We start from the raw sequence: 13,117 nt of genomic DNA on the forward strand, positions 1-13,117 counted from the left end.
TTGTCTTCCCGCTGGCCACCGCCACTTCAACCTGCCGCAACACCGTTACGATCTGCTCTGGTTTGTACCTCTGCATCGGCATATTCAAATACCTCCTTCATGAGATTCTCTCTCACTTCGGCTGGTATCGAAATCGCCGGGCAGGTCACGAGGCGTTTTTCAGAAACTCGGCGAGGGGGACGATGGCGGACGCGTCTTTCAACATGATGAGTTCGTTGAGGACCGATTCCTGCAGATGCTGCGACAGGTTCGGCAACGCCACGACCAGAGCCGCGCCGCGATTGGGAAGATTGCCCTTCACCAGCGCCGACACGGCCGCTTCCTGAACTCGTGGATCGGAATGCGAGAAGGCGGGCATGAGATGCGAAACCACATCGGGATCGGAGAGCGCGCCCAGCACATAGCAGGCGTTGCGGACCACGTACCAGCGTTCATCCTTCATGCGTTTGCTGGCGGCCTCGAATGATCCAGCGCCCAATTGCTGCGAAATGTGCAACAGCTTGGAGCGGTTCGCCGCCACGCGCTCGTCCTCCAGCATCAGGAAGACTGCTTCCGCCGCCTGGTTCTCGACCAGCCGCAGCAGGGAAGCAATAGTGCGGCTGGCGGCGGGATCACTGGTCTTTTGAATCGCCAGATCAATCAGCTTCTGAGCGGTGGCCGGCGCCAGCAGGTTTTCCAGGCCCACGGCGCAACAGGATTGATGGGCCGCGCTGTCTTTTTGCCGGTTGCGATCCAGTTCCAGTCCAATGCGCAGGGCGGTATCGAAGTCTTCAAACATTCCCATGGAGTGCGCCGCGGTGGTGAGCGCATTGGCGATGTGAACATGCCCCGGGTCATTCTGCGTACCGCTCTCGCTTAACTGACTGCAAAGCTGCACAACCACTTTGCGGACGAAGTCCAGCGTGTTCATTCCCGTCAGCACGCGGATCAGCTCCGGCAGATGAGCCAGCACGGAGTCCCGCGCCGGGCCGCTGGCGGCTGGCAGCGTCTCAAAAAAATGTCCGGCCACCTCCGTTGTTTTTTCGAGCAAGCCATCCTTCCCGGTCTGTTTAACGTATTCGATGAAGTGGCGAAACGCTTGCTCACCAAACTCGGCCAGTTGCATCAGATGAACGTGCTGCTCATCGGGGGTTAGTCCTGCCCACCCCATTTCCTGCCGGATGCGATCATGAACCTCCACAGGCAGTTCTTTGCGTTCCACCAGAACATTGATTTTTTGCAGCAGCCGTTCCGCCACCTGCGTGGTGCGCAACGCGCGGCCCAGTATTTGGACGACATCATCCTGCGCAACGCGAATGCCTTCCGCTCCCTCCGCCGTGCCGAACTTTTGCTTCGCCCACTGGAGGGCAACGTCTTCGGCTAAGGCGTGAGCCACCTCAATGCCGGGTAATCCCTTGTAGGCGTTCTGTCGCTCCGCGGGCATTGACGAGAGCAGGTAGTCCGGGGAGAGATCGTTGAGAACCCGCGCCAGCGCTTGTACCGTCTCCTTGGGGTCCACCTCCGGATTCAGTAATGCCGCTTGGGCCGCTTGCTCCGCCAGTGCCAGCATGTCGCCCGGCGCGCCCTGAAATCCCTGTGGCGCTTTCAGTCCCGAGCCCTGCATGAACATTCCGAAGTTCACCGAATGCGCGATGGCCTTGGGGTCCATGAGCGATTGCGCGGTCATGAACGAATCGATATCCATGCCCAGGGTGGTGTCGCCTTTGTGCGAATCCCTCTTGTCGGCGGCCATCACCCGCATGCCTTCGATGAGATTCTTGCGCAGGTAGAGGGTCGTGCCGCCGGCGCCTTCAATGATCTCGGGCTTGGTTGAAATGATGCCCAGGCCGCGACGGTAGTCACGGACAGTAAGGCCGAGTGAAAACATAATGCCCATGATGCCGCGCTTCATGAATTCGTTGGAGAGTGAGTCCAATGTCGTGTCGGGAGTGAGCAGATCGTTGAGCAGAATACGCTGATTAAAAAATCAGAAGGTGAACTGCGGGGATTTCTTCATGATCGCGGTCAGCATCGCGTAAGAGGTCTGAATCGGCTCTTCCGCCGCCGGGTGGTCCGGTGAGTAAAGAAATGCCAGCTTGTAGGCGCGTTGCAGGGCGCGGCCGAAGATCAACCCCTCTTTTTTGAGCTGGTTTTTTTCAATCATTCGTGAGGTCCTCGCACGCTAACATCCTTTAGTTAAGCTATCGCAATGGCATGGGGATAACAAGTAAATGTGATGTCTAATGCACCGCCGGGCAGTTGCCTATTTATGTTCCGTGCATTCCGTAGCGCCGGTTTACAGCCGTCCCCCAGCGGACGGGTCGGAGGCCTGTCCTTACCTTAAGCGCAAACTGAGACACTGCTCGGGCTGGACATGGATTTTGCGCGACGACTATAATCAATAGATTCGAGCAGGGACCACGAATAGTTCGACAGCCAGTTCAACATGTTGTCCGGAGGAGTCATGCAGGTTCCAGTGGACCTGAAGAGTACCGTCAATCTACCCAAGACTGATTTTCCCATGAAGGCCAATCTCCCGCTGACGGAGCCGGTGATTCTGGAACGCTGGGAAGCGCAAAACGTCTATGGACGATTGCGCGAGCAGCGGGTCGGCGCGCCGCTCTTCACGTTGCATGACGGGCCTCCCTACGCCAACGGCAACATTCACCTCGGCACGGCGCTCAACAAGATACTCAAGGACTTCATCGTGAAGTCGAAGAGCATGGCCGGATTCAACGCGCCCTACGTGCCCGGTTGGGACTGCCACGGCCTGCCGATCGAGTTGAAAGTGGACCAGGACCTAGGCGCCAAGAAAGCTGGCATGACTGCCGCCGACATCCGTCGCGCCTGTCGCGAATATGCCGGCAAATACGTTGACCAGCACCGCAAGGATTTCAAACGCCTCGGCGTGCTCGGTCGCTGGGATGATCCCTACCTCACCATGTCGGCGCAATATGAGGCCGTCATCGCCGACGCTTTCGTCGATTTTCTGGACAAGGGATACATTTACAAGGGTCTGAAGCCGGTGCACTGGTGCATGAGTTGTCGCACCGCGCTGGCCGAGGCCGAGGTCGAGCATCACGACCACACCTCGCCCTCCATCTGGGTGAAGTTTTCTCTTCCGATCGAGGCTGCCACGGACGCGTTGGCTTCTGAACTCGCCACCATAATCGGCAGCAGAAAAGTCGCGGCGTTGATCTGGACCACCACGCCTTGGACGCTGCCGGCTAATCTGGCTCTCTCCTTCCACCCCGAGACGGATTATTCGGTGGTCGACTCCGCTAGCGAAACAGACTCCGCTCTGCTGATCATCGCGCAGCCCATGGTCGCGCAGGTCGCGGCGAAGCTCGGCTGGACGAATCACAAAATTCTCGGCGTCCTGCCCGGAAAGAAGTTTGAGCACGCGCGCTTCCGCCATCCGTTCCTCGATCGCGACTCGCTCGGTCTCCTCGGCGATCACGTCACCATGGAGCAGGGCAGCGGCATCGTCCACACCGCGCCGGGGCACGGCGTGGAGGACTTCATCGTCGGCGAAAAGTATCACCTGCCCGTGCTGTGTCCGGTGGATAATCGCGGACGGTTCGAGTTGGGCGACCTGGAGTATTCCGGCAAGACAGTTTTCGAAGCCAACCCCATCGTGATCGAGATACTCCGCGCGCGCGGCGCGTTGCTGCACACCGAATCGCTGAGCCACTCCTATCCGCATTGCTGGCGCTGCCGCAAGCCGGTCATCTTCCGCGCGACGGAACAATGGTTCATTAACCTGAATCACGACGACCTGCGCGGCCGCTCACTCGCCGAGATTCGCCAAGTGAAGTGGCTGCCCGAATGGGGCATGGAGCGTATCTCCAACATGGTGGCCACGCGGCCCGACTGGTGCATCTCGCGCCAGCGCGTTTGGGGCGTTCCGATCATCGTGTTCTTCTGCGAGTGCTGTAATAAGCAGTTCACCGAGCGCGCCGCCCTGAAACACGTGGTCGAGCTGTTCCGCCGCGAGACCGCCGACGTTTGGTATACCAGGACGCCGGCCGAGTTGCTCCCCGTGGGAACGAAATGTAGTCACTGCGGCGCGAGTGAGTTCCGCACCGAGCGTGACATTCTCGATGTGTGGTTCGACTCCGGATCGAGTCACCTGGCTGTGCTCGGTAACGACCCGCAACTGCCGTGGCCCGCCGACATGTATATTGAGGGTGGGGACCAATATCGCGGATGGTTCCACTCGTCTCTGCTGGTGGCCGTGGGTCTGAAGGGAAAAGCTCCTTACAAGGAAGTGGCCACGCACGGCTGGGTGCTCGACGGTCAGGGCCATGCCATGCACAAGTCGCTCGGCAACGTCATTGAGCCGCAGACCATCATCAAGTCGCACGGCGCGGAGATACTCCGCCTGTGGGTGGCCTCGCAGGACTTCAAGGAAGATTTGCGCATCTCGAAAGAGATGCTGGAGCGGATGTCGGATTCCTATCGCAAGATTCGCAACACCTTTCGCTACCTGCTCTCGAACCTCTACGATTTCGATCCTGCGAAGGATCAGGTGCCAGCATCTTCCATGCTGGAAGTCGATCAGTGGGCATTGCAGCGCACCGCGCAGCTTGTCGAGCAGTGCCGCACTCACTATCAGGAGTACGCGTTCCACAAGGTCTATCACGCCGTCTACCATTTCTGCACCGTGGAGATGAGTGCATTCTATCTGGACATCACCAAGGACCGGCTCTACACCTCCGCCGCCGGCGGCCCGGCGCGGCGCAGCGCGCAGACCGCTCTCTATCGCATGGCCGACGCGCTGGTGCGCCTGATCGCGCCCATCATGTGCTTCACCGCGGAGGAAGTCTGGCGGCATCTGCCGTCCGCCGCCGGAAAGACGAACGACAAGGCAGGTGAGCGCGAGAGCATTCACTTCGCAATATTTCCCGCGCCGGAGGAGTTCACCGCGGGACTGAGCGCCGATCAACTCACCAATCTCAAGAACTGGGACCGCCTCATCGCGGTGCGCGACGAAGTCCTGAAAAAGTTGGAAGTCGCCCGCCGCGATAAGTTCATCGGCCAGTCGCTGGAAGCAAAAGTCGAGTTGTCCGCCAGCGGTGACACGGCGGCGCTGCTCGATCAATACCGCGCCATGCTGCCGATGCTGTTCATCGTATCGCAGGTGGCGCTGAATGCTGGTGCCGCGCCTGCTCCTGACACGGTCTCTGAAGGCATCACGGAACTCGGCCTTAAAGTGCACAAAGCGGCTGGAGAAAAATGTGAGCGTTGCTGGAACTATTCCATCCAAGTTGGTATGGATAAAGAATTTGTAACATTATGCGAACGTTGCGCTCCGGTGGTCCACAGCCTGATCCCCTGAGGGAATGAGTGCGTTCCACTCGTAGTTGATCGCACTCTAACAGTCGTCATCCTGAGCGCAGCGAAGGACCTGCTTTTGCTTTGCTCGTATGCATGAAGCAGGTCCCTCGTCGCATTGCTCCTCGGGATGACAACGAATCAATTGATGGGCGCTGGTAACCACATGTCCCGCTCGACTAGCTTTCTCATCGCCGTGCTGGTTCTGTTCGCTGACCAACTGTCCAAGATGTTGGTGATCGCGCGCGTCGATGCGTACGCGACGGTCGTGATCATCCCCGGCGCGCTGAACATCATTCGCTCAGCCAACCGGGGCATCGCTTTCGGCATACTCTCTGACTCCTCTTCACCGTGGACAAAACTGGGCCTGATCGTGCTCGCTTCGGTGGTCATGGTCTTCATCGGCGGGCTGCTCTGGAAAACGAGCGGCATGCCCGGCGCTACTCGAATGGGGCTGGCGATGGTGCTGGTGATGGGCGGCGCGGCGGGCAATCTGCTGGACCGGCTGCTGCGCGGCGAAGTAACCGACTTCCTCGATTTCTACGTAGGCCGCTATCACTGGTACACTTTTAACGTGGCCGATGCGGCCATCACCATCGGCGCGGCTCTGGTGCTGTTGGACGTTTTCTCCGCGCGTCGCGCGCCGGACTCCGGCCTGAACTAGCTCGGGCACAATATGTATCCCAAACTTTTCACCATCGGCGATTACGTGCTGCCCACTTATGGGCTGCTCGTCGTTACCGGAATGATGTTGGGCCTCTACGCGGCGGGGAAGCTGGCGGCGCGGGAGGGGCTGGCCGCCGACCGCATCTTTAATCTGGGCATCTATCTGGCGCTGGCGGGGATCATCGGGTCGAAGCTGGCCTTGATCGCGCAGGACTGGGATTATTTCGGCGCGAACCCGGCGCGGATTTTCTCCATGTCCACGTTGCAGTCGGGTGGAATTTTCTACGGCGGGTTGATCGCTTCGATTCTCACCGCCGTCTATCTGACGCGCAAGTATGACCTGTCGTTCCTGCGCGCCGGCGATGTGCTGATGCCGGGCGTGGCGCTGGGGCTGGGGCTGGGTCGCCTCGGCTGTTTTTCGGCGGGCTGCTGCTGGGGCAAAGAGACCGACGCTCAGTGGGGAGTCACTTACACGAATTCGTACAGCCATGAGACGGTCGGCGTTCCGCTCAACGTCGCCCTGCATCCGACGCAGATTTATGAGTCCGTGCTCAGTCTGGCGATCTTCGCGTTTCTCTGGCATCGGCATCGCCACAAGAAATATCACGGCGAGATATTGGGCTGGTATCTGCTGCTCGGCCCGGCGTCGCGCTTTGTGGTCGAGTTGGCGCGGCATCACTCGGAGGAAGCGTGGCTGTTCGGGCACGTGGTCTCCGACGCGCAAGGCATCAGCGTTATGTTGTTTTTGTTCGGCGCTTGGCTGCTGTGGCTAAGCCCGTATCGGCGACGCGCGTTGCGCCCGGCGTGAGGGATAGTGCCCGAAACTATCGTGAATGATTTATAGTCGTTCGTATTTTGATGTCGTCATTCCGAGCGCAGCGAGGAACCTGCTTTTGGGTTACTTCTTAGGCGCGCAAAGCAGGTTCCTCGCTGCGCTCGGAATGACGACAGGTTAAATAACAACATGCTACAACAATTCCAAATCGGCGAGGTGGACCACGGCAAGCGCCTCGATCTCTATCTTGCCGAGCAACTCCCCGAGTTGAGCCGCTCGCGCATCCAGCAACTGCTCGCCGACGGGAAAATTCTCGTCAGCGGCGGGCTGGCCGGTAAAGACACCAAGCCGGGGTATAAGTTGCGGGGCGGGGAAGCAATTTGTGTCGGGGACACCGCCGCCGTGCCTCTGCACGCCTTTGCTGAGGATATCCCGCTCGAAATACTCTACGAAGACGACGACATGGTGGCTGTCCACAAGCACTCCGGCATGGTGGTGCATTCCGGCGCGGGTGTGAAGAGCGGCACACTGGTGAACGCGCTATTGAGTCACTTCCAGTCACTGTCGAAAGTGAGTGGCGAACTGCGCCCCGGCATCGTACACCGTCTAGACCGTGAAACCTCCGGCGTGCTGCTGGTCGCCAAGAATGACGCGGCGCACCGCGGGCTGGCCGCGCAGTTTGCCGAACGCTCCATGGAGAAGACCTATGTGGCGCTGGTGCATGGCGTAATGAAAGAGGACGCTGGAGTAATTCGAGCGACGATTCGCCGCGACCCGGTGCGCCGCGTGCGCATGATCGCCCGGCCGGATGGCGGGCGCGAGGCCGAGAGCCGCTGGCAGGTGCTGCGCCGCTACAAGGGTTTCACGCTGGTGCAGGTGCGCATCATTACCGGGCGTACACATCAGGTCCGCGTGCATATGGCCAGCATCGGGCATCCCGTGGTGGGCGATACACTCTACGGCGCGCCCGGGAAATTGCAAGTCACGTTGTTCACGCCGGAGTCGAGCGGCGCGACGTTTGCTAAAGGGCCGAAGCGCAGCGCACCCAATCAGCATATTGATGAATACGAAGCTACGCTGTCCCGCAATTTCCTGCATGCCGCGCGCATCTGCCTGAAGCATCCGCGCACCGGTGTGTCAATGGATATCCGCGCGCCCTTGCCCGCCGATCTCGACGCCTTCCTGAAGCGTCTGCTGTCGGCGGATGAATCCCCGCTCAACAAGCCGAAATGGGGAATCCCACCGCACCGCCGGAAGTCTTCGCCACCGGAAGAATGATCCGCCAACAGAGCCACGACGGGGCGGGAGAGGTTTCTCACCTGGAGCGAGAGATTTCTCAGTAGACACACGCGACTCCTCCAAAGCGCTCCCTTCCGGGGGGCGGCTCGGAGGCAATTAGCGCACGCGGCGGAGGAAGCCGCTGGGGCAGAAAGTTACCAGAAACTTTTCGCAGTCGTGGTCGATCACGAACTGTGGGCCATCGGTCGGCTGCGTTGCGAGAAATTCGCGGACGGCGCGCAGGGGATTATCCGTGGCCCATTGGGGATTTCCCGTGGGAGTGTCTGCCACGATTTCACACACCGTATCGAACATAATCATGTAACCGCCCACGGGGACGTAACGGGCGAAGGCGTGCAGTTCAGCCAGTGTATGCGCGTAGCTGTGGTCCGAGTCGAGGCAGACCAGCACATTGGTTTCGCCGCCGACCAACTGCTGAATTTTCTCGTGAGTGGCCGGAGACTTCGAATCACCTTCCAGCAATGTAATGCGGTCACTGTAGGCGCAGTTGGCGGTATGGACGCGGGCCTCTGGATGGATCTCAATATCCACTGAGATCACCCGTCCATCGATCTGCATCATGTTCAGCATGGACGAGTAGAAAACCGCTGTGCCGCCCAGATAAACGCCCGCTTCAAGGATGACTCGCGGACGCAGACGAAAGATCAATTGCTGCATCAGGATCAGGTCGGTGGGCCATTGCTGTACAGGAACACCAAGCCATGTCACTTGTTTCCACAACAGGCCGTTCCACATGTTCTTGGTCCATTGACGGGCCAGTCGCTCCGTGGCTTCTGTTGTATAAAGTGAGTCCGGTGAACTGTTGAGTGAACCGGCGAGCGGAAGTGAATTGTCATTCATAGATGGTGTGAAACTTTCAGTGAGTAGGATGAAAATTATGCAGATGCTTGCTCATGCTCCGTCGGGCCGCTCGCGCAGCGCGACGTCGATGGTCATGCGGCTGTCAGCGCGGTACAGCGTGATTTTGATGGTGTCGCCGGGGCGCTTGCGCGCCAGCAAGCGGGTCAGATCGCTGGGAGTGTTGATGGGCGTGCCGTCAATGGCTACGATCAAGTCGCCGCCCATGACCACCTGCTGATTCCCCCAATAACCCAACTCGGTGCCGGGCAGGATGCCAGCGCTGGCGGCGGGGCTGTTGCGGGGAACCTGCGCGACCAGCAGGCCCTTGCCGGTGGGCAGTTTCAGCGCCTGGGCCAGAGGTGGACTGATCTCCTGACCCACCACCCCCAGCCAGGCACGGCGCACGCGGCCATCCGTTACCAGTTCGGCGATGGTGCCGCGCGCGGCGTTGATGGGGAGAGCAAAGCCGATCCCGATATTGGCTTGACCGTAGATGGCGGTGTTGATTCCGATCACTTCGCCACGCGAATTCAGCAGCGGGCCGCCGGAGTTGCCGGGGTTGATGGCGGCGTCGGTTTGGATGACGTCATCGAGCACGCGGCTCTGCCCGTCGCGGATGGTGCGATTGAGCGAGCTGATGATGCCGGTGGTAAGCGTGCCGTCCAAGCCGAAGGGATTGCCGATGGCCAGAACTTTTTGTCCCACGTGCAGCCGCTGCTCGGGTCCGGCCATGCGGACGAACGTCAGCGGTTTCTTGGCTTCGATCTTGATTACGGCCAGATCCGTCTGCGGGTCGCGGCCCACCACCCTGGCGGGGTAGCGTGACTGGTCCGATAAAGTTACTTCCAGGGAGCGCGCTCCGCTTATGACGTGATAGTTGGTTACGATGTGGCCCTTGTCGTCGATCAGAAATCCGGAGCCGGAGCCCTCTTGCGGGATGGCTTGCATGAAGAAGTCGTATTGCACAGTGGTCGAAGTGATGTTCACCACGGCGGGGCTGACGGCGCGATAGACATCCACGTTATTTTGCTCGTCGCCGGCTGCGCCCGAGGCATCAACAGGCGCACCGGCATTGGCTGGATCATCCGCGCCAGTACCCTGCGCGCTGGCAATGGTGCTGGGAATGACGGGGAATGTGGAGACCACCTGTCCGCCGTTGCCCTGCTGTGGGCGCAACCATATCCACCAGCCCACGACGATCCCGAGCGCGGCGGCCAGCGAGAGCTTGATCCAGATGCCGGAGTTTTTCATAGACACAATAGAGGGGACCCAAAGAGCCGGGGCTCAATAGCCAAATTCGCGAAAAACCGATTCCAAGCAGCAGTATAGGCGGCTCGGACCACGAATTCAATTGAGGCGGTTCGAGGGTAGTGTCTCCGCTTGCGCTCCAAGGTAGGGACAGGTCTCCTGCCTTGTCCCCCTGAGGGAGGCAGGAATGCCTGCCCCGCTTAAGCCCCATCGACAACTTATTCAAACTGACCCACCACCGGTTCGAGTGACATTCACTGGAACGGGCCGACTGGAGGACGGCCCGCCATTGTCAAAATGCTAATTGCAGTCCGTGAACAATATTGATTGACCACGAGCCGTGCTGGCGCAGTCGAATGGGATGACTGATTGTAGGGGCGTGCTAAGATCAAATTGGTGCTCCCTCCAAGCGGAGAATTGCGTTTGAAATTACTTTCAAAACTGATTTTGCGGCCCCTCCAATGGCTGCTGGAGATCGCGATGCTGCTGGCGCTGATCCTGCTGGTGGGCAGCTTCGCCTTGCTGTTCATCACCGATCCCCAGATTCGATCCATCCCTCTGGTCGTCTTGCTGAAACAATTTGTCGATCCGCTGATCGCGCTGGCCGGCTCGTGGATTGGCGTACGCTGGCCGGGCGGCGCCTGGGGTTCGAAGCTGTTGCCGCTAGGGATGGCGGCGGTGGTCTGGGGCTTCCGCGTGATCGTGGTCGACACGCTGAAGGATTATCGCTATCGCGTGGAGGTGGGTGAGGTCATCGCGCCACCCTCTACGCGCGGTCAGCGTCTGAAGCCGATCTCGATCGAGAGCGCAGCGCCGGAGGCGGGGGAAACGGGTTCCAGGGGAAAGATGGCCGCGCCCGCAGCGCCGGGAATTAGCGCACTGGGTACGAACGGCCCGCTGTCCGTGTTGGGGGGGGCGCGCAACACGCGACGAGCCATATTGGCCGTTACGAAATGCTGGAAGAAATAGGCCGCGGCTCGATGGGACGCGTCTATAAGGCGCGCGATCCGCAGATTGGCCGCACCGTGGCTATCAAAGTGATTCAGACGCGCGACCTACAGCCGGATCAGATCGGTCCGCAGAAGGAGCGCTTTGCGCGTGAGGCACAGGCGGCTGGCAAGATGTCGCATCCGGGAATTGTCACGGTCTACGATGTGGTCGAAGACGCCTCAGGCAATCCCGCCTTGGTGATGGAGTATGTCGAGGGCGCCACGCTGGCCGATCTGCTGGCCGCCGGATCGGCGGCGCGGGCCGGTACGCTCTCATTTGACGATCGCCTGCGCATCGCCATTCAGGTAGCCGAGGCGCTGGATTATGCGCACCGCAAGGGCGTGGTGCATCGTGACATCAAACCCGCCAATATCATGATCACCAAGGACGGCAGCGCGGCGGGTGAAAGAAATAAAGTCCAGGCCAAGATTGCCGACTTCGGCATCGCCAAGCTGATCGACATGAAAGGCACCATCGGCGGAGGCGCGCTGGGGACGCCGTCGTTCGTCTCGCCCGAGCAGATTACCAACGGCGCCATTGATGCGCGCAGCGATATCTTTTCCTTTGGTGTGGTGCTGTACTTTATGTTCACCGGAGAGAAGCCGTTCCAGGGCGATAGCTTCACGGCGGTAACCTTTCAGGTCGTGCACACCGTGCCGAAGCCCGCGCGCCAGATCAATTTCGCGCTGCCCGAGCAACTGGACGAAATTCTCCTGCGCTGCCTGGCCAAAAATCCGAAAGACCGCTATGCTAGCGCCGCTGAGTTGGTCGCGGATCTCGTTGCTCTGCGCGACGGTCGCACATCCTCCTGCCCCTAGCGCTCGGATGTTGGGTATGCAGGATTCTCAGCGAACATTGCTGGTCACCGTGGTTGCCAACAGTCCATCCACCATCGTCACCATATCCACGATGACGCGGCCAGCCAAAATGCGCGGAAGCGTCACATTCACCTGATCCAAATCGGGGGAGTTCCCGTCTCGCGCCAGGTGTCCGCCAGCACGTAAGCCGTGTCTCCCGCGACCACGATGGAAGCGGCTTTGTGGATGGTTTGAATAGCTGGTCGAGCGTGCCAGAGTCATTCCCGTCCCGAGCGGCCCGAAAAGAGTTTCAACGAGAGGTACCCCGCGTGGTACGCAAGCTGCAATCCTCGCAAGCCGATCCATGCCAGCATGTTCGAATTGTTATCATGCATTTTATAGGCGACGCGCACGTGTAGCTGGCGGGAATTTTTCTGGAATGGAGCGGGGGCATTACTGAAAATGGCGGAGTACGATAAAACCTCAATATTCGGGATCACGCGTGAGCAGTGGATGCACTATACAGGCCGTGCGCTGGCGCGCTACATTATCATTCCGCTCACCACTACGTTCAATGTGCTCGTTCACATCCTGGGCATCGCATTCCTGATTCGCTTTGGGTTGGGGGTGGCTGGCTCGGCGCGATTGGATGCCACGGACGTGGGCGAGATTTCCCGTTTCCTTACGAACCCATTTCTGGCTCCAGCCTGGCTGTGGATCGCCGGGTTTCAGAACGTGCCCGCGGACACCATCCAAGCGGTTCCCGTGGTCTTTGCGATTGCCGCATGGGCGCTGCGTCCGTCGGTGTCGGATCGTCTGACTGCGCTGTCGGATCGTCTGCAAGGGCGCAAAATCGAGAATCTATTTAAGCCCGGACGGTTGCGCGTGGTTCCCCCGAAGCACGCCGCGAAGACAGAAGACCGTCCATTCGAGCAAATGGAAGAGTATGCGCGCCTGGTATCCACAGCCACGCAAGGACAGGAAGCGGATAGCAATCAGACGACAGATTTTCGTCTGGGCTCGATTGGTTTTGATTCCGCAGCGCGCATACAGGTCATCGGGCGCTATGAGTTGCTACAGGAACTCGGGCGCGGTCCGATGGGCGTTGTTTATAAGGCATTCGATCTCCAGATTGGTCGCAGCGTGGTGTTGAAGGTGCTGAACGCGTGCGAAATGGATGAAGAAG

At 59.6% G+C, this 13,117-nt stretch carries 10 protein-coding genes; 7 read left to right on the top strand and 3 right to left on the bottom strand.

Annotated features, from left to right (window positions below; all coding sequences use genetic code 11):
• Positions 1-145 precede the first annotated feature (145 nt).
• The gene (locus EXQ56_13785) at positions 146-1,891 is read right to left on the bottom strand and encodes a HEAT repeat domain-containing protein (protein ID MSO21496.1); all 1,746 of its coding nucleotides are present in this window, start codon (positions 1,889-1,891) and stop codon (positions 146-148) included.
• Between the two features lie 564 nt (positions 1,892-2,455).
• On the opposite strand from EXQ56_13785, the gene EXQ56_13790 reads away from it, so the two are divergent.
• From EXQ56_13790 to EXQ56_13805, 4 genes are all read left to right on the top strand, one after another.
• Positions 2,456-5,320, top strand: coding sequence for an isoleucine--tRNA ligase (locus EXQ56_13790; protein ID MSO21497.1), 2,865 nt, complete (start codon positions 2,456-2,458; stop codon positions 5,318-5,320).
• A 126-nt stretch (positions 5,321-5,446) separates the two neighbouring features.
• Positions 5,447-5,980, top strand: a complete 534-nt coding sequence (gene lspA, locus EXQ56_13795; GenBank protein ID MSO21498.1) for a signal peptidase II — start codon at positions 5,447-5,449, stop codon at positions 5,978-5,980.
• A 12-nt stretch (positions 5,981-5,992) separates the two neighbouring features.
• A complete protein-coding gene (locus tag EXQ56_13800) occupies positions 5,993-6,790 on the top strand; it encodes a prolipoprotein diacylglyceryl transferase (protein ID MSO21499.1) in 798 nt (265 codons plus the stop codon).
• A 156-nt stretch (positions 6,791-6,946) separates the two neighbouring features.
• Positions 6,947-8,035: an RluA family pseudouridine synthase gene (locus EXQ56_13805; GenBank protein MSO21500.1), complete on the top strand. Its 1,089-nt coding sequence runs from the start codon at positions 6,947-6,949 to the stop codon at positions 8,033-8,035.
• Positions 8,036-8,152: 117 nt separating this feature from the next.
• Here the strand turns inward: EXQ56_13805 and EXQ56_13810 are convergent, their stop codons facing one another.
• The gene (locus EXQ56_13810; protein MSO21501.1) at positions 8,153-8,896 is read right to left on the bottom strand and encodes a hypothetical protein; all 744 of its coding nucleotides are present in this window, start codon (positions 8,894-8,896) and stop codon (positions 8,153-8,155) included.
• Positions 8,897-8,947: 51 nt separating this feature from the next.
• Positions 8,948-10,153 (bottom strand): trypsin-like serine protease, encoded by a 1,206-nt coding sequence (locus tag EXQ56_13815; GenBank protein MSO21502.1) that lies wholly within the window; start codon positions 10,151-10,153, stop codon positions 8,948-8,950.
• A gap of 414 nt (positions 10,154-10,567) precedes the next feature.
• On the opposite strand from EXQ56_13815, the gene EXQ56_13820 reads away from it, so the two are divergent.
• From EXQ56_13820 to EXQ56_13830, 3 genes are all read left to right on the top strand, one after another.
• A complete protein-coding gene (locus EXQ56_13820) occupies positions 10,568-11,113 on the top strand; it encodes a hypothetical protein (protein ID MSO21503.1) in 546 nt (181 codons plus the stop codon).
• Entirely contained in the window at positions 11,098-11,952 is an 855-nt protein-coding gene (locus EXQ56_13825; GenBank protein ID MSO21504.1) for a serine/threonine protein kinase, read from the top strand. The genes EXQ56_13820 and EXQ56_13825 overlap by 16 nt, the downstream gene beginning before the upstream one ends.
• 441 nt (positions 11,953-12,393) lie before the next feature.
• Positions 12,394-13,117 (top strand): hypothetical protein (locus tag EXQ56_13830; GenBank protein MSO21505.1); only part of this gene is annotated, 724 nt, incomplete at its 3' end.

The sequence above is a fragment of the Acidobacteriota bacterium genome (assembly GCA_009691245.1).
Taxonomy (GTDB): Bacteria; Acidobacteriota; Terriglobia; order 2-12-FULL-54-10; family 2-12-FULL-54-10; genus SHUM01.